This is a genomic window from Enterococcus sp. UD-01 (genome assembly GCF_044909655.1).
Taxonomy (GTDB): domain Bacteria; phylum Bacillota; class Bacilli; order Lactobacillales; family Enterococcaceae; genus Enterococcus_L.
The window spans coordinates 35,524-56,925 of sequence record NZ_JBIYEU010000008.1; the positions used below are offsets into that span (position 1 = coordinate 35,524).

Sequence of the window (21,402 nt, forward strand, 5' to 3'; positions counted from 1 at the left end):
TATGTTTATAACTGATCAACAAAGATGGTGTTGGCTGCTTTATAACTGATGGATAATTGTTTTTGCTCATTGCTGATGCTGATCGGTCCTTCATAGGCAGCAATTTCATCGATCGTGTATTCTTCATGGATTTTTAAATCGATTGAAACTAAGTAATCCAGTAATTCCTTCTCGTCCAAAACGCGGGCGATCCTAATCTTAGTGCCTACGGGGTATTCGGTAAGTGTCTGCCGCTTTTGTTCATGAACCGGCTGATCAACTGCGGGAATAACCCCACCGTGGGGACAAAACTCAGGATCTTGCAAATACGTGGATAGGCGATTCGCTAAGGTTTGCGAAGTCACATGCTCCAGTACTTCGGCGTCATCATGTACTTCATTCCAGGAATAACCTAGATGCTCAACTAAAAATACTTCCCACAAACGATGCTTGCGAATCAAAGTACTGGCTTTCTTCAAGCCGGATTCGGTCAGCTGTACGCCTTGATAAGGCGAATGAACAACGAGTCCTTCTTTAACCAGCTTAGAGATCATCTCGCTGACAGAAGCCGCTGATACATTGAGTCCGGAAACAATCTGTTTATTATTAATTTTATTTTCATCGCCACCCAGCTCAAAAATCAGCTTTAGGTAGTCTTCACGGTTCGGGGTCATAATTTTCATCCTTTCAAAGAAGCCATCAGGATAAGTTTAGCAGAAAAAACTTTTTTTGACCATTTAATAAGATATTAATCTTAAAAATTTTTTCTGATTTTACTAGATTGTCTGGAAAAATCATGGAAACCTAGTTATGATAACGTTTTCTGTTCCTTTTGTTAGTGAATTTAGAAAATAGTTTCTTATATAAAAATCTTTAAAAGGACTTTTATTAAAGAAAAATTAGAAAATGGCAGATGAAAAACCTTGTCTTGTGGATAATGAAAACTTTTCCGGTTTGTATCCTAAGAAAACAAGGTATAATGGAAGTAACTTTTATTATGACACGATTAGAAACGGAGGAATAAAATATGCAATTGGATATGGTAGGGATCATTGTATCTTCAATGGAAGCTGCTGTTTTATTTTATGAACGATTAGGCTTTCAGGCCATTGGCGAGCGTGAGGCGGATTACGTGGAACTGGAGCATGCGGGGATCAGGCTTTCGTTGAATACGAAAAAGATGATCACTGGCATTTATGGATATGAACCGAAAAGCGAAGGGGATAAAATAGAACTGGCCTTTCTATGTGATTCTGCGGAGCAGATCGACCAGCTTTGTGAAAAAATGAAAACCTTTGGCTATGTGCTTTTCCGTGAGCCTTGGCATGCTGTTTGGGGACAATATTATGCCATTATTAAGGATCCAGATGGTAATTTGCTTAGTCTATTTTGCAATGAAAAAGGAGTAGTGGGAAATGAATGAATTAAGACAGTATTTAAAAGATGCGGCGGTTTGGCCGGGTGCTTTTGTCATTTTTCGTGAGGATTGGGCCTGCGATTATTTTTCGGTTGAACAAAAATGCTTTTGTATGCTGGGAAAAAATGGAAGAGGGCAGTGGGTTATGACAGTCAAAGGCTTGCCGGAAAAAAATGAGCTGCTGCGAGAGCAATATGCGGATGTTTTGCCGGGCTATTATGCGAATAAAACGCACTGGAATTCATTTTTGCTGGAGAATTCTTCCTTTTCGAAAGATCAGCTGACCGACTTTTTAAAAGAATCCTATGAGCTGGTTTTTAGAAAATTACCAAAAAAAGTACAGCAAAAGTATCAGGAGAATGAATATGAATGAGCCGGTGATTGTAAATAAAGAACAGGCATTAACTGTAACCAAAGAAAATGGTACAGAGGTTGCTTATTTCTTATTTGATAAATTTGAAGTTCATACGAATGTGATTCCTGCTCAATGCATACAGGATTGGCATGCGCATCAAATCATTGAAGAGATTGTTGTACTGTCCAAAGGCACTCTGCTGCTGGAATGGCTGGCAGAAGGACTTCAAAGTAAAAAAGTTTCCACGGGTGAGATCATACGAATGAATAACAGCATTCATCGGATTTCAAATGTTGGTCAGGAGCCAGCAGAATGTACAATATTTAGATTTATTTCACCAAAAAGCCCACAGGCAGAAGCAATTAAAGAAGACAAACGTGTGTATTTAGAAGAAGAAATTACAGCAATTTTAACGAATAAAAGAACAAAATAATCAGTGGAACCGCTAGTGTAGTTCAAAATCAATTAAAAAATGCCTCTTGACTAACTGACGTTTTCATGATAAATTGTTTAGAAATATATGATAAATAAATGAAAAAACGCTGATCAGAATAGTAAATGAATCGATTTATTCCAGAGAGTTTCCGGTTGCTGCAAGGAAATAATAAATTCTCATTGAACACGCCTGTAAGTTGTTTTTCTGAATCGAAATGGATCTGTTTTTTTTAGTGAAGGATCTGTTTATTGTAGGAAAAATCGGTGAGTCCGTTAACACTCCTTAGTTGTATAACTAACAGAGATTTTTACTGTGAAGTAAAAATGAATCTGAGGTGGGACCACGTGAAAAAAATTTCTCGTCCTCTTGGCTTATTTGCCGGGAGGACTTTTTTTATTCTAAAAAAAGGAGTGAAACGAATGAAATGGAATCGAAGCTTACCATCAGGAACGAAAGACAAGCTGTTCAAAGAAGCTAATGGTGCCTATGAAGTTGAAAAAGAGATTCATACGCTGCTTAAAAAAAGAGGCTATCAGAGGATCGAGACGCCGGTGATTGAGTTTGCGGATGTTTTTCACAGCAAGAATCATAATGAGAAAGATTATTATCGTTTTTTCGATCAAAAGGGGCGATTATTGGTGCTACGCCCGGATATGACGTTACCGATTGGACGTGTGATTACGACAGCTGGTCTTAATTTACCCCTAAAGCTTTCGTACAGTGGCAAAATTTTTCGTTTTAATGATGAAATGCTTGGCGAAAAAAATGAAGTCACACAGGCCGGCATTGAATTAATCGGTTATGCTTCTTTGAAAGCGGAGATCGAATGCATTACTTGTGCGGTGGATGTGCTGGAAGCGTTAAAGATTCCCAATTTTCATTTCGAGTTGGGGCATGCGGAAATTTTTCGTTTAATTATCGCCAAGCTACAATTAAATGAAGCAGAAAGGGCTGAACTGCAATTATATTTCAGCAATAAAAGCTTAACAGATCTGCGGCGTTTTACAAAGCAGCATCCTAGTGAGCTGGATGCCTTTATTCGCGCGATTCCTACGTTGTTCGGCGAAGTGGATCAAGTGACGGCTGCCGCACGCTCCTTGCTCCCTAAAGATTCTGAGCTATTACCTGTGATTGAAGAGCTGGAAATTTTAGCTCGAATGATTCAGCAGCAACGCTCGTTGTCTTTAACCGTTGACTTGGGTTTAATTGTGCTAATGGATTATTATACAGGGGTGCTCTTTAGCGGTTATGCCGATTTAGTGCCGGAAACCTTTTTACAAGGCGGGCGTTACGATCAATTGACGGAGCAATTCGGGTATCAAAACGTTCCTGCGGTGGGCTGGGGCATTAATCTGGATACGCTGGTTTCTCTTTTATATCGTTTAGACCAGCTGGCTTCCTTGGAGCAACCGACTACGCTGGTTTTTAGCTCCCTTGACCAAATGAAACAAGCGCGGCAGCTGGTTAGTGAAAACGAAGGCTATCAATTATCGCTATTTGACAGCTTGGCAGAAACGCAAAGGTACGCACAGCAGTGGCACTATCAGCAAATTATTCAACTAACGGCAGAACGAACAACAGTGATAAAGGTAGGTGACGACGATGACACGCTTGACCGTAGCATTAACTAAAGGAAGATTAGAAAAGCAAACATTAGCACTGTTTAAACAAGCTGGAATAGATCTTGCATTTATGGAAAACAAACAGAGAAAGTTGATTTTTCATAGTCCGGATGAGCGGTTTACCTTTTTATTAGTAAAAGCGGCAGATGTTACTACTTATGTGCGGCAAGGGGTGGCTGATTTGGGAATTGTGGGAAAAGATGTCTTGCTGGAGCATCCTTTCGGCTATTATGAAATGCTGGACTTAGGAATTGGAAAATGTAAATTTTCAGTAGCCTCTACGCCTAATTACCAGCCGAATGATTATAAGCGAAAACGCATTGCCACGAAATATCCTACTCTGGCATCAGATTATTTTCGGCAAAAAGGTGAAGATGTGGAGATCATTAAGATTGAAGGCTCAGTAGAAATTGCGCCTGTTCTGGGCTTGGCCGATGCGATTGTCGATATTGTTGAAACAGGCACGACCTTAAAAGAAAATGGCTTAGAAATTTTCGAAGATATTTGTCCCATTTCTGCACGTGTCATTGTCAATAAAGCCATGCTGAAGCGAAAGCGGCAAGAAATTTTTCAGTTGTTTGATGAATTAGCAGCAGTGATTGAAGGAGGAGTACAATGAAGTGGCTAACAGGAACAACACCAGCAATTTTAAAACAGTTGCGGGCTGAGGCTTTACGTACGAGTACAGATAATCAGCAGGTGGAAGCAAGAGTCAAAGTAATTCTCGAAGCGGTCAGAGAAAAAGGCGATCAAGCTTTAAAAGAATATTCTGAGCAGTTTGATCAGGTTGTTCTTCAAGAGTTGCTTATTTCCAAGGAGCAAATAGAGCAAGCCTATCAGCGCGTTGAAAAGCCTGTACTGGAGGCACTTGAAGCTGCTAAAGCAAATATTATCAGCTATCATCAAAAACAAAAGCAGAACAATTTTATGGATGCTGAAAAAAATGGCGTAATAAGAGGTCAGCTGGTATTGCCCTTAGAACGTGTGGGGGTTTATGTGCCTGGCGGGACGGCCGCTTATCCTTCCTCCGTGCTAATGAATGTTTTGCCGGCTAAAATTGCCGGGGTAGCAGAAATTATTATGGTCACACCGCCTTCTGCTGCTGGTGTAGCGGATGTTATTTTGGCGGCGGCAAAAATCGCGGGTGTCGATCGAATTTTTCAAATTGGCGGAGCGCAAGCCATTGCCGCTTTAGCTTACGGTACAGAAACGGTTCCTAAAGTAGATAAAATTGTCGGTCCCGGCAATCAGTATGTAGCGACGGCGAAAAAGCAAGTGTTTGGTCTGGTGGGAATTGATATGGTCGCCGGCCCTTCCGAAATTGGCATTATTGCGGACGCAACCGCCAATCCGGCTTATATTGCCGCAGATTTACTTTCTCAGGCAGAACATGATATACTGGCCCGGGCGATTTTAGTGACAAATTCACAAGAATTGGGCACCAAAGTTGCGGCAGAAGTAGAAAAACAATTACAAACCTTACCTCGTAAAGCTATTGCGCAAAAAGCTTGGGATGATTATGGTCAAATTATCGTGGTGGAAGAATTTTCGGAGCTGTTTACGGTGATGAATGAGATTGCTCCCGAGCATTTGGAGGTCCAACTGCCTGATCCTATCAGTTATTTATCTGAAATCAAAAATGCCGGCTCCATCTTTTTAGGTGCTTATGCCTGTGAACCTGTTGGTGATTATTTCTCTGGAACAAACCATGTTTTACCAACTAGCGGCACTGCGAAGTTTTATTCACCGTTGGGCGTCTATGATTTTGTTAAATACAGTCAGGTTACTTATTATACAAAAGCAGCGTTAGAGGAAGCGAAAGAAGCTGTGACTATTTTAGCTAGAAAAGAAGGCTTGGAGGCGCATGCTCGAGCGGTGGACTATCGATTTAAGGAGGAAGAAGAATGAGAACAGCAACCTTAACTAGAAAGACAGCGGAAACAGCGATTACACTATCCCTTAACTTGGATCGTCAGGAGCCTGTTCGAATTCAAACAGGTGTGGGCTTTTTCGATCATATGCTGATTCTATTTGCTCGTCATAGTCGGATGTCTCTGGAAATTTCGGTTGAAGGCGATTTAGAGGTAGACAGTCATCACACTGTGGAGGATGTCGGGATTGTTTTAGGCTTATGCTTGAAAGAGGCTTTGGGCGACAAGGCTGGAATTAATCGCTACGGCACAAGCTTTGTACCGATGGATGAATCTTTGGCGCTGGCTTCACTGGATTTGAGCGGACGGGCGTATTTAGTTTTCGATGCAGCATTTGATAATCCTAAATTGGGAACGTTTGATACAGAGCTTGCGGAGGAATTTTTTCAAGCATTGGCTTTTAACACACAAATGAATCTGCATCTGAAAATTATTCATGGAAAGAATACCCATCATAAAATAGAAGCACTATTTAAGGCAACCGGCAGAGCATTGCGAGAAGCGATCACGAAAAATCCGGCTATTCAAGGTGTAAATTCCACGAAAGGAATCTTATAGATGATTATTATTATTGATTACGACACAGGTAATACGCGCAATGTACAGAAAGCGCTGAATTACATTGGGCTGGACAATAAGATTTCTGCTGATCCTACTGAAATAAAAGCGGCTGACGGATTGATTTTACCGGGAGTTGGAGCCTTCTCCTTAGCGATGGCAGCTTTGAAGGAACGCCAGCTGATATCAGTCATTAAAGAGGCTGCTGCAAAAGGAACGCCGATTTTAGGTGTTTGTCTGGGCATGCAGCTATTATTGGAAGGAAGCATGGAAAATGGCTTTACTGAAGGCTTAGGTTTAATCGAAGGACTTTGCGAAAAACTGCCGGAAGAAGCTGCGTTTCCGGTTCCCCATATGGGCTGGAATCAGCTGCTGATAACGAAGGAAACACCATTGACAAAGGCTGTAGCAGACGAATATGTTTATTTTGTTCATTCCTATTATGCGGATTGTGAGCTTGAAGCGATTGATGCTTTAGCACAATATTCAATAAAAGTTCCTGCAATGATTTCTAAAGGGAATATTTACGGCACACAATTTCATCCCGAAAAAAGCAGCGATGCGGGACTAACGATTTTAAAAAATTTCAAGGAGGTAGTTGAACATGCGCGTATTTCCGGCAATTGATCTGCAAGAGGGCAAAGCAGTTCGTTTGGTTCAGGGAGATTTTAAGCAAAAATCAGTTGTTAATGACGATCCATTGGCCCAAGCGCAAGAGTTTCAGCGCAACGGCATTCAAATGATTCATGTCGTTGATTTGGACGGAGCTTTATTGGGCAAAGCAGCAAACGCCGAATTAATTGAACAGTTGCAGGCAACAGGATTAAACATTGAAGTCGGCGGCGGGATTCGTACGATGGAACAAATAGATGCCTATCTTGCATTAGGCATTGAACGAGTAATCATCGGTTCAGCTGCTTTAAAAAATCCCGAATTAGTTAAAGCGGCTGTACAAAAATATGGGGAAAAGATTGCTGTCGGCATAGATGCTAAAAATGATAAGGTGGCTGTGAGCGGCTGGCTGGATGTCAGTGAAACGGATTATTTACAGATGGCGAAAGAAATGGCGGCAATCGGAGTGAAAACCATTATTTATACGGATATTGCCAAAGACGGTACGTTAACCGGACCTAATTTTTCACAGTATGAGCAATTATTGAAGGCCGTGCCGGATATTCAAATTATCGCTTCCGGTGGCGTAAGCAGTCGGAAGGATTTGCAGCAGCTGGCCGCTATCGGTATTTATGGAGCGATTGTAGGCAAAGCTTATTATAACGGCGCTATTTCATTAGCAGAAATGCTGGAGGTAGAAGCCGATGCTGACTAAACGAATCATTCCTTGCTTGGATGTGACGGCCGGACGTGTCGTTAAAGGTGTTAATTTCGTAGATTTGCAGGATGTCGGCGATCCAGTGGCAATTGCTGAATTTTATAATGAGCAGGGCGCAGATGAGCTAGTCTTTTTAGATATCACTGCGACTAGTGACGAACGCCAAACGATGGTTGACGTAATCGAAAAAACAGCAGAAAAAGTTTTTATTCCCTTAACTGTTGGCGGTGGTATTCAAACGATTGCCGATATGAAACGGATTTTGGCTGCAGGAGCGGATAAAATCTCACTTAATTCAGCCGCAGTAAAAAATCCGCAGCTGATTCAAGACGGCGCAGAGAAATTTGGTGCCCAATGTATCGTGATTGCCATTGATGCTAAAAAAGTAGGCAGCAGCTGGCATGTGTTTATCAAAGGCGGTCGGGAAGATACAGGTATGGATGCGATCGCTTGGGCACGGGAAGCGGTACGTTTAGGGGCAGGCGAAATTTTACTGACTAGCATGGATGCGGATGGAACTAAAAAAGGCTATGATCTAGCGTTAAATCAGGCCATTTGTGCAGATGTAACAGTGCCGGTTATTGCTTCGGGTGGCTGCGGCAGCTGTGCGGATATTCAGAAAGTGTTTGAACAGACGCCGGTTTCTGCGGCACTGGCCGCCAGTATTTTTCATTATGGCGAGGTCAAAATTCCTGAATTAAAACGAACGTTGAAAGCAAATGAAATCGAGGTGCGCTTATGAAACCAGATTTTTCCAAAGGCTTATTGCCGGCTATTATAATAGAAGAAAAAACTAACGAGGTTCTCATGCTGGCTTATATGAATGAAGAAAGCTACGCAAAAACACTGGCAACACGCTCAACCTGGTTTTATTCTCGTTCAAGACAGCAGCTTTGGCATAAGGGTGAAACCAGCGGACACACGCAAAAAGTGAAAAAGCTTGTGCTGGATTGTGATCAGGATACGTTGCTGATTACAGTTGAGCAGACCGGGCCTGCTTGTCATACAGGAAAACATAGCTGCTTTTTCAATCAAATCATTTAAATGAAAGAAGGGAATGTCATGCTGGAACGCTTATATGAAGAAATAAACGACCGAAAACAGACACCAAAAGAAGGTTCTTATACAAACTATTTGTTTGAAAAAGGACTCGATAAAATTTTGAAAAAGGTGGGTGAGGAAGCAACAGAAGTCATCATTGCCGCCAAAAACAATCAGGAAGAGCTTGTCTATGAAACAGCAGATCTTTTGTATCACGTGCTGGTCTTATTGGCAGAACAAGGTGTTTCTTTAGCAGACATTAATGCTGAGCTGGAAAAACGCGAAGGAAAACTGAGCAAAACACAGGAACGCCAGCAGATTGATGAGCTTTAATTAAAGAGGCTGAGCCAAAAGTCGTACAGGCTCGAGCAAATGGAGTAAAAGACGACGAATGCGCTTTTTGCATTGGCGGATTTTATGAAATTGCCGAAGGGCTTGAGATTTGGCCACCGTTTATTCGTAGTAAAAAGACGGAACAAAACTGTTTTTTAGTTTTGTTCCGTCTTCTTCTTTTGCTGCAGCGAATTATGCATCCGGATGCAGATCATCTAATGGTTTTATTTCTTCTAATAAATAGGTTGTATCGTCTGCTTCATCGTATAATGAAGCGGGTTTCTCCTGAAGGCATTGAATAATTAAATGATAGCCATATTCATCCTGCGCAACCAAACGTTTATTCGTTAACTCAATTAAAGCATAGGACAGCTTTTTGTCATCAATAATAATCTGTAAATCATCCGTGATTTTTAAGGTATGCTGTGTCGCTTTTTGCTTGTTGACGAACCACCAGCTGCCAATGTAGGTTTTATATAAATTAGGCACAAGTGCATCGGATTGTTTCGTTTGCTTTCTTTTTAAAAATAAAGAACCAGCAATCCCTGTAAGAACGGAAGCACCTAAGAAAAATGACCAATGTTTTTTCATACTATCAATCCCCTTTGACTATCATCATAGCATGAAATAAAAAAACAGACTATTCCAAAATCTTAGAATACAAAAAAACTTAAGTTATTTTTTAAATGAGTCTGCTACTTACGATTTTACATGATCGCTTATACAAATAAAAGAAAGTGCAGAAGCGAAGTTTGGCGGTGCTTTTTCAGTGAAAATATGGTATTGTTTTGAGGAAAGGATGTTACAATGATTACCTATCCAAATGTGCAGTTAGCCTATTTTATCAATAGACCTAACCGCTTTATTGCGCAATGTAAATTACAAGATACAGCTGAAATCGTCACCGTTCATGTGAAAAATACCGGTCGCTGCAAAGAATTATTTGCGCCGGGTGTCGAGGTCGCGTTGTCTTATCAGCCTTCGCCAAAAAGAAAAACCGCTTATGATCTGATTGCTGTAAAAAAAGCAGAGAACTGGATCAATATTGATAGTCAGGTTCCCAATGCGTTAGCTAGTCAGGCAATTTTGGCGGGAGATATTGTATTGCCGCAACTGAACGGCAGTATTGTTTCACTGAAACGGGAAAAGCGGTTTGGGCAATCACAGTTTGATATTTTGATTGAAACGGATACCGGCCAGCAGGCTTTTGTAGAAGTTAAAGGAATGACTTTAGAAAATCAACAAATTGGCGCTTTTCCTGATGCACCAACCTTACGCGGCTTAAAGCATGTAACCGAGCTGATTGACGCAGCCGCACAAGGCTACCAAAGCTATTTATTATTTGTGGTTCAGTTTGCTGCGGTCAAAATAGCAACCATTCATACACAAATGCAGCCGCAGCTGGCAGAAATGATTACCTTAGGGCAACAACAAGGCTTAAGTGTCCTTGCTTACAATTGTCAGGTCACTCCTGCTACAATAGAGATAGAACATCAGGTTCCTTTTGATGTTACGACAATGTTCGAGGATCCCAATTTAGAAAGGTGAGGATAAAGATGATTCACTTAGGAGTTATTGGAACCAACTGGATTAGTCATCAATTTGTTAAAGCGGCACTAAAAACGAAGCGCTACGATCTAACGGCGGTTTATTCAAGAAAGCTGGAAACAGCTCAAAAATTCGGCTCAGAATACGGCGATGTTGAGTATGCCACTGATTTAAAAACCTTTTTCGGCATTGAGCACATGGATACTGTCTATATTGCTTCACCCAATTCACTGCATTTTGAACAAGCTAAGCAAGCGATTCTAGCAGGCAAAAATGTGATTGTTGAAAAGCCGGCTTTCTCTACGCCGGAGGAAATGGCTGAAATCATTGAGCTGACAAACCAACAGCAAGTGTATTTCTTTGAAGCAGCACGCAATATTCATGAAAAAAGCTTTAAAACGATTGCTGATTTGCTTCCGCTAAAAAATCAAATTCTCGGAGCGAATTTTACTTATATGAAATATTCTTCTCGTTATGATCAAGTATTGAATGGAGAAGAGCCGAATATTTTTTCTCCTCATTTTTCTGGGGGTGCAATTGCTGATTTAGGTGTGTATTTAGTTTATGCCGCAGTTGGCTGGTTTGGTTTGCCGAATGAAAGCCACTATTTTGCCCGCAAGCTGCCAACGGGCGTTGACGGTATGGGAACAGCGATTTTACGCTATGATTTGTTTGACGTGACCTTACAAACTGGGAAAAATGCGGATGCCTTCTTAGATTCAGAAATTTACTTTGACGGCGGTACATTGGTTTTAGATAGTGTAAATGCTATTTCCAAAGCTGAATTTCATGATCGCAATCATCAAGAACGCGAACTGATCCCTGTTACAGCAGAAGAAAACCCAATGATTGAAGAAGCCCATGACTTTGCTGATGTTTTGGAAAATCCTAATGATCCATTGTGGGGTGCCCGTTATGAAGAGTGGGTGGAGCTTTCACGCAATGTCAATCAAGTACTAACACAATTAAGAAAAAGTGCCGGCATCGTCTTTGATGCAGACAAAGAATGAACGGTTTTATTGAAGAAGGGAATATTATGACATTTATTAAACAATTACCAGAAGCTTGGCAAAAAAAGTGGCAGGCTTCTGGTTTTAGCGAGCCTTCTGTCATTCAGGAAAAAAGCTTTACTCCTTTAATAGAAGGACAGAATATTTTAGGTATTTCACCAACAGGATCTGGTAAGACCTTAGCATACGTATTGCCGCTGCTTTTAAAAGTGGAAAAAGATCAGGGAAGTCAGCTGTTGATTTTGGCGCCTTCACAAGAATTAGCGGTGCAGATCAGCCAAGTGGTCAAAGCTTGGGCTGCCTTAATCCAGATAAAAACCCAACCCTTAATTGGCGGAGCTAATGTTAGCCGCCAAATAGAAAAGTTAAAGAAAAAGCCTGAAGTGCTTGTGGGAACTCCGGGTCGAGTTTTAGAGCTGATCAAAGCTAAGAAAATTAAAAGCCATACACTGCAGACGATCGTACTTGATGAAGTGGACCAGCTGTTTCATGAAAAAGAAATGAATTTAACGAAACAAATAATTACGAGTGCGCCAAAAGAGTTCCAACTAGTTTTTTATTCTGCAACAGCAGATCGTGTTGTACAAGAAGCTGAAACATTAACTTCAAAGCTAGATGTACTGGATGTGACTGAGCAGGATTGTTCAAAAGGGAAGGTTGAGCATTTCTTTATGATGCTTTCCCCACGAAAGAAAAGTGACTATCTTAGAAGTTTAGCCCATACACCAAACTTCAGAGGAATGATCTTCTTTAATCAGGTCGCAGAGCTTGGCACAATTGAAGAAAAATTGATTTATGCTGGCTTACCGGTTACTGGTTTAGCCTCGGATCAAAGTAAGGATTTGCGTAAGCTGGCGATTGATCTTTTTTCAAAACGGCGTGCGTCCCTTTTCCTAACTACGGATATAGCGGCCAGAGGCTTGGACTTTGAAGCTGTACCTTATGTCGTTAACACAGAAGTGCCCTTGTCAGAAGAAAGCTATATTCATCGTTCCGGTCGAGTTGGGCGAATGGGGGCTTCGGGAAAAGTCATTACGTTTGTGAATGATGCCACCAAAAGAGATTACCAGCGGCTAATGAAAAAGCTAGATATCCCTTATCAGGAAATCTTCCTTTACGACGGTGAGCTACAGTTAGTCAGAAAAGAAAAGCAAGCAGTTGAAAAGCCTGCCGCACAGCCCGTTGAAAAAAAGACGCCTGTAAAGCAGCCCGTTCAAAAGGAAAAAAACAAACCGAAAAAAAGAACTAAGAATAGTAAAAACAAAGGTGCCAGACGAAAAACGTCTACTAACAAGAACCAAAGCAAAACGTCATGATTGAAGGAGGCTTATCCATGAAATCGAGAAAAGACGAGATTTTAGCCGTATTAGAAGCGAAAAAAACAGGAATGACTGCAGCGGATGTTGCAGCGGAATTAGCTATTGACCGCAGCAATGCCAGCCGTTATTTAAGTGAACTTTTTAAAGAGCGCCGTATCATCAAAAGTGAAGGTCGACCAGTAATTTATTCCGCTATTCCTGAAGAAGACAAAGTTCATGTCGATAGTTCAAGTGAAATAACTTTTGAAAACTTAGTTGGAGCACACGACTCCTTAAAGGTCAGTATTCAACAGGCAAAAGCGGCAATTTTATATCCGCCGCGCGGCTTACATACAATTATCTTCGGTGAAACAGGAACAGGAAAATCACTTTTTGCGGAATGTATGTATCATTTTGCAGTCGAAGCGAAAGCCTTAGCAGCAAATGCGCCCTTTGTCTCCTTTAATTGTGCGGATTATGCGCAGAATCCGCAATTACTGTTTGGTCATATTTTCGGTGTAAAAAAAGGCGCTTATACTGGAGCAAATGAGGATAGCCCCGGCCTGATGTCGGAAGCTGACGGCGGTATTTTATTCCTTGATGAAATTCATCGCTTGCCTCCAGAAGGTCAGGAAATGCTGTTTACGTTTATTGATAAAGGTATTTACCGGCCTTTAGGTGAGAGTAGTAAAACCTATGAAGCTTCTGTACAGATTATCGGTGCCACTACGGAATCCTCTGAAAGCTTTTTGACAACCTTTAACCGCCGCATCCCGATGGCGATTACCTTGCCGTCTCTAGATGCTCGTTCATTAGATGAACGCTATGAAATTATTTCTTTGTTTATTAAGCAAGAAGCCAATCGTTTAAATCAGCGTATTGATATTAAAAGAGAGGCGATTTTAGCGTTTATGCTGTACGATGCAGAAGGCAATATTGGTCAGGTTAAACGTGATCTTAAATTGGTCTGTGCGAAATCCTTTTTACACTATCGGACGCACAATGAATCTAGTTTAGTCATTAGAAAACGTGATCTGCCGTTGCAAGTGCAAAAAGGCTTATTAAAAATTAAAGAAGTATCTGACCGTTTGGATCGCTTTGTCGACAGTAAAAGCAATTATCTTTCCTTTGAGCCTGGTACAAATGAAGTCGTCTGGTCGCAGGATCCTGCGCGTGACATGCAGGTATATAACGAAATTGAAGAAAAAGTAGCGAATCTATCTGCTAATGAACTGGAAAATGTTGATTTGGAACAGTTAATTTCCAGCGATATGGATACTTATTTTCAAAATTACGTGGATGAATTGACACAAAATCCAGTGCATAAAGAGCTGCTGCCGGAACCGATCTGGAAGCTGACCAATCATCTGTATGATATCGCGGAACAAAGATTAGAGCGTACCTATAATGAAAAAGCGCGTTTTGCCTTTGCCTTGCATTTGCAAAGTACCATTGATCGTGTTAAAGAAGGTCATGTCATCGTTCATCCTGATCTTAATAATGTCCGCAAAAAAATGAAAAAAGAATTTCAAGTGGCTATGGATTTATCTGCGATTATTGAAGAAGAAAATAATATTGAAATTCCGTTTGATGAAATCGGCTTTATCAGTATGTTTCTTTCCATTAATGTCGGCAGCAAAGAAAAAATTCATGAAAACAATGTTGGCGTAGTCGTCTTAATGCACGGTGATTCCACGGCTTCTAGTATGTTAAAAACAGCGCAGGAGCTTTTAGGCACCCAAACTGGTGTCGCCATGAATATGCCGTTAACCATGGAAGTGCAGACGATGTACGAAAAGCTAAAAGCGTTTGTTGTAGAGCATCAAAAACAATTAGTTAATGGGATGCTGCTATTGACGGATATGGGCTCATTAAATTCATTCGGCGGCTTGATCTTTGAAGAAACAGGCGTGCGCACCAAAGCGATTACGATGACGAGTACGATGATTGTACTGGAAGCGATTCGGATGGCCAGCGTGGGCCGCAGTTTAGAAGATATTTACCAAAATATTCAGATGTCATTTGAAAGTATTATTAGAGAACAATTTCGGACGAGTCCTCAAAACCGGGAGGAAGTGAAAAAAGCAGTCGTCGTAACTTGTTTTACTGGGGAAGGTGTTGCTGCGAAGCTTTATCAGCGTATTCTACCGGTCATTGATGAAAACAAGGTTGAAATTATTCAAATGCAGTTTTTGGAGCGGGAAGCCTTTAAAAAGCATATTGATAGTTTAATGGAAGAATACGAAATCAAAGCCATTGCTGGAACCGTCGATGTGGAGTACCAAAATATTCCCTTCTTTTCTGCCTATGATATCTTCGATGATGAAAAGCTGAATGTTTTAAAACGCATTGCCGGAGACGAAGTACCGACAGAAAAAATCGTGAAGTCATTAGCGGGAACGATTACTGCAGTGGATTCTATTCACAAACTGATCATGATGCTGCAAAAAACTGTTCACCAAATACAAACAGACATGCATATTATCGTTGAACCGGGAGTGGATGCCGGTATTGTGATTCATTTAGCCTTTTTAGTTGAAGCCATTCTAAAAGGGGAAAAGACCAAGGAATTTCCTGATTTAGCTGAGTTTATGAAAAAGAACCGTTTGGAAACGGATGTAGCCAGAACGAATCTAATGGTGATCGAAAAAGCTTACCGTTTAACCTTTACTGAATCAGACATTGCGCATTTAACACAGATGTTTTTAGAAAATAAAATTAAATCCACCAGCGAATATACACCGTCAAATTAGTGTGTAACTCTTTTTTATGCTAGTGTGTACACAAAACGTATAGACCAAAACCTTGCTGTAGCAGGGTTTGGTCTATACATTTTTTTTGGCACACTTCTTGCTTTATATAAAGATGTAAAACAATTTAAATTCAGGGAGTGGAGAACAATGGCTAAAAAAACAATCATGTTAGTATGTTCAGCAGGAATGAGCACAAGCTTATTAGTAACAAAAATGCAAAAAGCAGCAGAAGAACGCGGGATGGATACCGATATCTTTGCAGTATCAGCCTCTGATGCAGACAACAACTTAGAAGCCAAAGATGTAAACGTATTACTTTTAGGCCCGCAAGTTCGATTCATGAAATCACAATTTGAACAAAAACTGGCACCAAAAGGCATTCCGTTGGATGTTATTAATATGTCAGACTACGGCATGATGAACGGTGAAAAAGTATTGGATCAAGCAATCTCATTAATCGAAAACAAATAAAATAAAGAGGGAGTTATGACAATGGAACAACAAAACTTAGAAGCAGTTATGGGGTTAATTATGTACGGCGGTAATGCCAAAAGTGATGCAATGGAAGCGATTGCTGCAGCTAAAGCTGGTGACTTCGAATTAGCAGATCAAAAAATCGCTGACGCAGAGGAATCCTTAGTACAGGCACATCATGCGCAAACAGGAATGTTAACACAAGAAGCACAAGGAAATCATATGGAAGTTACGTTATTGACTGTACACAGTCAAGATCATTTAATGACATCAATTGCTTTCACTGATTTGGCGAAAGAAATCATCGATTTGTATCGTCGTATTGAGAGCAACTAATCAGGTTGAAGTTTTTTGAACGGAACTTTAACAAGGAGTGTTTTGAAAAGCATTACGCTTTTTAAATAAATATTGTATGGGAGGAAATACAAAATGGACAAATTTGTTCAGTGGATGGAAAAGTATTTTATGCCGAAAGCTTCAGTTATTGCAGCTCAACGGCACTTAGTGGCAATTCGTGATGCGTTTGTTGTAACGATGCCGTTAATGATTTTAGGAGCGCTGGCAGTTTTAATCAACAATCTGCCGATTCCGGGATTCGCAGATTTGATGGACAAGCTATTTCCAAAAATCGTCAATGATGCACCAATCTGGAAAAGCTTTGGCGGAAATATCTGGAACGGTACCTTTGCGATCTTTTCAGTATTAATTGCCTTTTTAGTTGCTTATAACTTAGTTAAATCTTATGGAAAAGACGGGATTGCAGCAGGAACTGTATCTGTCGCTTCATTCTTTGCTGTTGGAGGACTTAGCGGTATGGACGCAACAGGATTATTTATTGCATTAGTTATTGCACTTATTTCAGGAGAAATTTTCCAAAGATTAGTTGGTAATGAAAAATTAGTAATTAAAATGCCAGATGGCGTTCCACCGGCAGTTGCAAAATCTTTTGCGGCATTATTACCAGCAATGATTACCATCAGCTTATTTAGTTTAATTACGTCTATTTTATTTGGCTTCGGAATTGACAATATCGTTGTTTCATTCTATGAAGCAGTTCAAAAACCATTTATGGGCTTAGCGAACAGCTACCCTTCAGCTTTATTATTAGCCTTTATTACACCGTTCTTATGGTTCTTCGGATTACACGGTGCCAACATGGTTGATCCATTGATGCAAACAATCAATGTGCCAGCAATTGACGCTAATATCAAAGCACTAGAAGCAGGTAAACAAATTCCGTATATTGTCAACAAACCGTTCTTCGATTCATTTGTTAACTTAGGCGGAACAGGAGCTACTTTAGGTCTATTGATTGCAATCTTTATCGTAGGTCGTAAAAACAAACCCTACAAAGTGATTACTAACTTAAGTTTAGCACCAGGGCTTTTCAATATTAATGAACCCGTAATGTTTGGTTTGCCGATTGTGTTAAACCCAATCATGTTTATTCCATTCATTATTACACCAATGGTTCTAGTTACCATTGCTTATGTAGCGACAGCTACCGGTCTTGTGCCAGGAGCAACCTTTATGCCACCTTGGGTAACACCACCAATTATCGGCGGATTCTTAGCAACAAAAAGTATTGCCGGTGGTGTGCTTGCCGCAGTAAACCTAATTGTTTCTGTATTAATTTACCTACCATTTGTAAAAGTAGCAACAGATCAATTCTTGAAACAAGAAGCTGCTCAAGTAACAGAATAAATCATAGACTCTTCCTACGGCTCAGCCATGGAAGAGTTTTTTAGCTCTAAAAACCATTTGCAATAGCTATAAGTTTTAGATAGTGCATCAATGTGTAAAAATGATTAATACCGTTATATCAACAAAGAAAACGCACACAAATTGATGTGTGTAATGAATTTTTACTAGTGTGTACACAAAATGTATAGACCAAAACCTTGATTTAAAGGGATTTGGTCTATACAAATTTTTGGCACGCTTCTTGCTTTATATTAAAATGTAAAACAAATAAAATTTTAGGAGTGAGCAAAAGTGGCTAAAAAAACAATTATGTTAGTTTGTTCGGCAGGAATGAGTACAAGTTTATTAGTAACAAAAATGCAAAAAGCAGCAGAAGAACGCGGCATGGATACCGATATCTTTGCAGTGTCAGCATCTGATGCGGACAATAATTTAGAGGCAAAAGATGTAAACGTTTTACTTTTAGGCCCACAAGTTCGATTTATGAAATCACAATTTGAACAAAAACTAGCACCAAAAGGCATCCCGTTGGATGTTATTAATATGTCAGACTACGGCATGATGAATGGTGAAAAAGTATTGGATCAAGCAATCGCGTTAATGGACAAATAAATACACAAGAACGGAGCAATAATCGTGGGAGACCAACAAAATTTAGAAGCAGTTATGGGCTTGATTATGTATGGCGGTAATGCGAAAAGCGATGCAATGGAAGCAATTGCCGCAGCTAAGGCAGGCGACTTCGAATTGGCAGACCAAAAAATCGTTGATGCAGAAGAATCCTTAGTACAGGCGCACCATGCACAAACAGGAATGCTGACACAAGAAGCACAAGGAAATCATATGGAAGTTACGTTATTGACTGTTCACAGTCAGGATCATCTGATGACTTCAATTGCTTTTACTGATTTGGCGAAAGAAATTATTGATTTGTATCGTCGTATCAGCAATGAATAGGTAGACTTATTTCTTTTTTGAACGGAAGAAATCATTAAAGTTTTTTGAACGGAACTTTAATCACCTGTGTTTTAAAAAGCACGCGCTTTTTAAATAAATAATACTTATAGGGGGAATTAAAAAATGGATGGATTAACAGCCTGGATGGAAAAGTACATTCTGCCGGTGGCTGGCAAAATTGGTGCGCAGAAACACTTGGTCGCACTACGTGATGCTTTTATCGGCACGATGCCAGCGACAATGGCCGGATCAATCGCAGTAATGATCAACGCGATTATTCGTGACTTGCCTCAGCAGTTCTTTTCTGATTATGCAGCAAACCTTGCTGCCGACAAAGGAATCTTTGCAGTTATCAACGTTATTATTGGGATTAATGGATTTGTTTGGAACGGTACGTTGGCAATTGCCGGCTTAGTTTTTGCCTTTTCTTGGGGCTATAATTTAGCTAGAGCGTATAAAGTCAATGATTTAGCCGGTGGTATTGTTGGGGTTGCTACATTAATTCAAGGAATCGCTTTTTCTTATTCTAATACATTAGAAACAGCTGTTCCAAAAGAGTTAGTTAATACAATCAATGCCGGTTCTGCCGATTCAGGCTGGACAGCAACAGCACAAGGCTTAACTGCAGGCGGCTGGGGCTGGTTGAAACTGGATCATTTAAATGGTAATGCGTATTTTACTGTTATGATTATGGGTGCAATTTCTGTTATCATTTTCTGTAAGTTAATGTTGGCAAACATCACAATCAAAATGCCGGACTCCGTTCCGCCAGCAGTATCAAAAGCGTTCGCTGCGATCTTACCAGCGACTATTGCGTTATACGTTATTGCAATTATTAATTTTGTTGTTGGTAAAATCGCAGATGGCCAATTAATTATTGATCTTGTTCAAAAATATATTGCAGAACCATTCTTGGGCTTATCTCAAGGTATCGGTGCAGTACTAATCGTTACAATTTTTGTACAGATCTTCTGGTTCTTTGGTATTCATGGGCCAAACGTATTAGCGCCTGTTTTAGAAGGTATTTGGGGCCAAGCGCAATTAATCAACATTGATATTTTCCAAAAAGGCTACAAAGGCTTGACTGGTACACCAGCCGTTTTAAAAGCAATTGAAGACGGCAAAGCTTATATGTGGGTTCGTGGTTCATTTGATGCCTTTGCCTGGTTTGGCGGTTCAGGTGGTACGATTGTATTGATTATTGCCATCTTACTGTTCTCTAAACGAGCAGACTATCTAACGGTTGGTAAATTGTCATTAGGACCTGGTATCTTTAACATTAATGAACCAATTATGTTTGGTCTACCAATCGTATTAAACGCGATTATGTTTGTACCGTTCTTGGTTGCTCCAGTAGTAGCAACAACGATTGGCTGGTTGGCAACCTACTTCGGTTTAGTTGCCCCGGTTTCTCAACAAGTAACGTGGGTTGTTCCACCGCTATTGCTTTCATTCTTAGCGACAGGAGCTGACTGGCGTGCACCGATTGTTACGCTAGTGTGCATGGTTGTCACATTCTTTATTTGGACACCTTTCGTGATTGCAGCGAATAAAATGGAACCAACTGATTTTGAATAAACAATAAAAAATGAAGCAGGTTGCTTTCATCTAAAGGTGAAAGCAACGGCTTTATAAGTGAAGGAGCAAAAACAATGATTACAATTGCAAGTGCAATGCAGCAGGAAGAAATCAAGAAGTTATTAGAAAGCTATGACGGCGGTGATTTTACATACAAGTTCTCAAAAAAACAAGGAATCAAATTATTTTTTGAAGTAACGGGTGAGCCACAGGAAGCGGCGGCCAAAGCGAAAGCATTAATTAAAGAACAATCTTGGGGCAGCGTATTATTTTTCCAAGCAGCGGCAGTTTAAAAAAGATTGGATGGATGTAAAATGGTAAGAAACGGCTTATTTATGTGCAGTATTGGTTTTTTGATAATTTTATTTACGTTGAATCCTGTTACAATGACCTATGATTTGTTAAGCATGACAACTGGTTTCTTTTTAGTTGTGGCCGGTGGCTATATCTTTTTCAAAGGAAAGAAAAATGAAGAAAATAAAGAGAAGAAACAGCAAGAGGTGAAGAAATAATGGAAATTACTAAAAAATTAAACATTCCGGCGCCTTACTTTTATGAAAAAGTGATTGATTCTGTTCTTTTTGATATTCGCAAGCACACCGGGAAAAGTTTGACAAAAAAACAATTGAACAATTTTGAATATGTAAAATCATTTTCTAAAAACAGTCGGGCCAAAATTAAAGTCGAAAAGGTTGTCGATAACACTGCTTACCACTTTAGAACCTCCACAACTAAAAATGATTTTTCAGTAGCTTATGATATTGTTCCGATTGATGAGAAATCCTGCGAAATTCATTATCAAGAAAAAATGGAATCCTTTGGTTTTTTACAAAAAATGAACGATGCTATTTTAGGAACGATTTTAATGTATTTTAAAAAGCGTCAATTTAAAAAAATGCTACAAATGATTGAAGAATCTTATTAAGAGTGTTGATAAGCACTCTTTTTTTGTGCACAGTCAAGCAAACATAAACGATTTGTGAAATGCGTTATACTGACTTAGTATTTTATGAAAAGTCACAGGGAATCAAAAAAATTGCTTTATTGAGTCAACCTAGTGGCTCTGGATGTTTTGTTT

General features: G+C 40.0%; 27 protein-coding genes and 1 other annotated feature. Of the genes, 25 read left to right on the top strand and 2 right to left on the bottom strand.

The annotated features are described in order from the left end of the window. Positions 1-5: 5 nt before the first annotated feature. The gene (locus ABH902_RS08605; RefSeq protein WP_404590305.1) at positions 6-653 is read right to left on the bottom strand and encodes a metal-dependent transcriptional regulator; all 648 of its coding nucleotides are present in this window, start codon (positions 651-653) and stop codon (positions 6-8) included. A gap of 353 nt (positions 654-1,006) precedes the next feature. Here ABH902_RS08605 and ABH902_RS08610 point away from each other — a divergent pair, with 353 nt between their 5' ends. From ABH902_RS08610 to hisE, 12 genes are all read left to right on the top strand, one after another. Beyond that, a complete protein-coding gene (locus ABH902_RS08610; RefSeq protein ID WP_404590306.1) occupies positions 1,007-1,402 on the top strand; it encodes a VOC family protein in 396 nt (131 codons plus the stop codon). Beyond that, a complete protein-coding gene (locus ABH902_RS08615) occupies positions 1,395-1,769 on the top strand; it encodes an MmcQ/YjbR family DNA-binding protein (RefSeq protein ID WP_404590307.1) in 375 nt (124 codons plus the stop codon). Before ABH902_RS08610 ends, ABH902_RS08615 begins: the two co-directional genes overlap by 8 nt. After that, positions 1,762-2,184 carry a cupin domain-containing protein gene (locus ABH902_RS08620; protein WP_404590308.1) on the top strand — a complete coding sequence of 141 codons (423 nt, stop codon included), beginning with the start codon at positions 1,762-1,764 and terminating at the stop codon, positions 2,182-2,184. Before ABH902_RS08615 ends, ABH902_RS08620 begins: the two co-directional genes overlap by 8 nt. A 100-nt stretch (positions 2,185-2,284) precedes the next feature. Continuing rightward, positions 2,285-2,556, top strand: a binding site (T-box leader). A gap of 50 nt (positions 2,557-2,606) precedes the next feature. Further along, the gene (gene hisZ, locus ABH902_RS08625) at positions 2,607-3,818 is read left to right on the top strand and encodes an ATP phosphoribosyltransferase regulatory subunit (RefSeq protein WP_404590309.1); all 1,212 of its coding nucleotides are present in this window, start codon (positions 2,607-2,609) and stop codon (positions 3,816-3,818) included. Beyond that, positions 3,790-4,428, top strand: coding sequence for an ATP phosphoribosyltransferase (gene hisG, locus ABH902_RS08630; protein WP_404590310.1), 639 nt, complete (start codon positions 3,790-3,792; stop codon positions 4,426-4,428). The genes hisZ and hisG overlap by 29 nt, the downstream gene beginning before the upstream one ends. Beyond that, positions 4,425-5,717 (top strand): histidinol dehydrogenase, encoded by a 1,293-nt coding sequence (gene hisD, locus ABH902_RS08635; RefSeq protein ID WP_404590311.1) that lies wholly within the window; start codon positions 4,425-4,427, stop codon positions 5,715-5,717. The genes hisG and hisD overlap by 4 nt, the downstream gene beginning before the upstream one ends. Further along, entirely contained in the window at positions 5,714-6,298 is a 585-nt protein-coding gene (gene hisB / locus ABH902_RS08640; protein WP_404590312.1) for an imidazoleglycerol-phosphate dehydratase HisB, read from the top strand. Before hisD ends, hisB begins: the two co-directional genes overlap by 4 nt. Then, complete coding sequence (hisH, locus tag ABH902_RS08645; RefSeq protein ID WP_404590313.1) at positions 6,299-6,925, top strand: imidazole glycerol phosphate synthase subunit HisH; 627 nt, start codon at positions 6,299-6,301, stop codon at positions 6,923-6,925. Then, on the top strand, positions 6,903-7,625 hold the full coding sequence (gene hisA, locus ABH902_RS08650; protein ID WP_404590314.1) for a 1-(5-phosphoribosyl)-5-[(5-phosphoribosylamino)methylideneamino]imidazole-4-carboxamide isomerase: 723 nt from the start codon (positions 6,903-6,905) through the stop codon (positions 7,623-7,625). Before hisH ends, hisA begins: the two co-directional genes overlap by 23 nt. Then, positions 7,615-8,370 (top strand): imidazole glycerol phosphate synthase subunit HisF, encoded by a 756-nt coding sequence (hisF, locus tag ABH902_RS08655; RefSeq protein WP_404590315.1) that lies wholly within the window; start codon positions 7,615-7,617, stop codon positions 8,368-8,370. Before hisA ends, hisF begins: the two co-directional genes overlap by 11 nt. Next, a complete protein-coding gene (gene hisI / locus ABH902_RS08660; protein WP_404590316.1) occupies positions 8,367-8,672 on the top strand; it encodes a phosphoribosyl-AMP cyclohydrolase in 306 nt (101 codons plus the stop codon). The genes hisF and hisI overlap by 4 nt, the downstream gene beginning before the upstream one ends. 18 nt (positions 8,673-8,690) lie before the next feature. After that, on the top strand, positions 8,691-9,002 hold the full coding sequence (gene hisE, locus ABH902_RS08665; protein WP_404590317.1) for a phosphoribosyl-ATP diphosphatase: 312 nt from the start codon (positions 8,691-8,693) through the stop codon (positions 9,000-9,002). A 192-nt stretch (positions 9,003-9,194) separates the two neighbouring features. Here the strand turns inward: hisE and ABH902_RS08670 are convergent, their stop codons facing one another. Next, positions 9,195-9,593 (bottom strand): DUF4828 domain-containing protein, encoded by a 399-nt coding sequence (locus ABH902_RS08670; RefSeq protein ID WP_404590318.1) that lies wholly within the window; start codon positions 9,591-9,593, stop codon positions 9,195-9,197. Positions 9,594-9,812: 219 nt separating this feature from the next. On the opposite strand from ABH902_RS08670, the gene sfsA reads away from it, so the two are divergent. The 13 genes from sfsA to ABH902_RS08735 all read left to right on the top strand — a co-directional run bounded on the left by sfsA (position 9,813) and on the right by ABH902_RS08735 (position 21,249). After that, positions 9,813-10,550: a DNA/RNA nuclease SfsA gene (sfsA, locus tag ABH902_RS08675; RefSeq protein WP_404590390.1), complete on the top strand. Its 738-nt coding sequence runs from the start codon at positions 9,813-9,815 to the stop codon at positions 10,548-10,550. Positions 10,551-10,558: 8 nt separating this feature from the next. Next, complete coding sequence (locus ABH902_RS08680) at positions 10,559-11,560, top strand: Gfo/Idh/MocA family protein (protein WP_404590319.1); 1,002 nt, start codon at positions 10,559-10,561, stop codon at positions 11,558-11,560. 26 nt (positions 11,561-11,586) lie between these two features. Further along, the gene (locus ABH902_RS08685) at positions 11,587-12,876 is read left to right on the top strand and encodes a DEAD/DEAH box helicase (protein WP_404590320.1); all 1,290 of its coding nucleotides are present in this window, start codon (positions 11,587-11,589) and stop codon (positions 12,874-12,876) included. A gap of 17 nt (positions 12,877-12,893) precedes the next feature. Then, on the top strand, positions 12,894-15,611 hold the full coding sequence (locus tag ABH902_RS08690; RefSeq protein WP_404590321.1) for a sigma 54-interacting transcriptional regulator: 2,718 nt from the start codon (positions 12,894-12,896) through the stop codon (positions 15,609-15,611). A 147-nt stretch (positions 15,612-15,758) separates the two neighbouring features. Next, on the top strand, positions 15,759-16,082 hold the full coding sequence (locus ABH902_RS08695) for a PTS sugar transporter subunit IIB (RefSeq protein ID WP_404590322.1): 324 nt from the start codon (positions 15,759-15,761) through the stop codon (positions 16,080-16,082). A gap of 21 nt (positions 16,083-16,103) precedes the next feature. Beyond that, on the top strand, positions 16,104-16,421 hold the full coding sequence (locus ABH902_RS08700; protein ID WP_404590323.1) for a PTS lactose/cellobiose transporter subunit IIA: 318 nt from the start codon (positions 16,104-16,106) through the stop codon (positions 16,419-16,421). Positions 16,422-16,514: 93 nt separating this feature from the next. Next, positions 16,515-17,789: a PTS sugar transporter subunit IIC gene (locus tag ABH902_RS08705; protein WP_404590324.1), complete on the top strand. Its 1,275-nt coding sequence runs from the start codon at positions 16,515-16,517 to the stop codon at positions 17,787-17,789. Between the two features lie 291 nt (positions 17,790-18,080). Next, positions 18,081-18,401, top strand: a complete 321-nt coding sequence (locus ABH902_RS08710) for a PTS sugar transporter subunit IIB (RefSeq protein WP_404590325.1) — start codon at positions 18,081-18,083, stop codon at positions 18,399-18,401. 24 nt (positions 18,402-18,425) lie between these two features. Next, positions 18,426-18,746 (top strand): PTS lactose/cellobiose transporter subunit IIA, encoded by a 321-nt coding sequence (locus ABH902_RS08715; RefSeq protein ID WP_404590326.1) that lies wholly within the window; start codon positions 18,426-18,428, stop codon positions 18,744-18,746. A 123-nt stretch (positions 18,747-18,869) separates the two neighbouring features. Continuing rightward, positions 18,870-20,324, top strand: a complete 1,455-nt coding sequence (locus ABH902_RS08720) for a PTS sugar transporter subunit IIC (RefSeq protein ID WP_404590327.1) — start codon at positions 18,870-18,872, stop codon at positions 20,322-20,324. A gap of 74 nt (positions 20,325-20,398) precedes the next feature. Next, positions 20,399-20,617, top strand: a complete 219-nt coding sequence (locus ABH902_RS08725) for a hypothetical protein (protein ID WP_404590328.1) — start codon at positions 20,399-20,401, stop codon at positions 20,615-20,617. A gap of 21 nt (positions 20,618-20,638) precedes the next feature. Beyond that, entirely contained in the window at positions 20,639-20,836 is a 198-nt protein-coding gene (locus tag ABH902_RS08730; RefSeq protein WP_404590329.1) for a DUF3188 domain-containing protein, read from the top strand. After that, entirely contained in the window at positions 20,836-21,249 is a 414-nt protein-coding gene (locus tag ABH902_RS08735) for a DUF3284 domain-containing protein (protein ID WP_404590330.1), read from the top strand. The genes ABH902_RS08730 and ABH902_RS08735 overlap by 1 nt, the downstream gene beginning before the upstream one ends. Positions 21,250-21,402 lie beyond the last annotated feature (153 nt).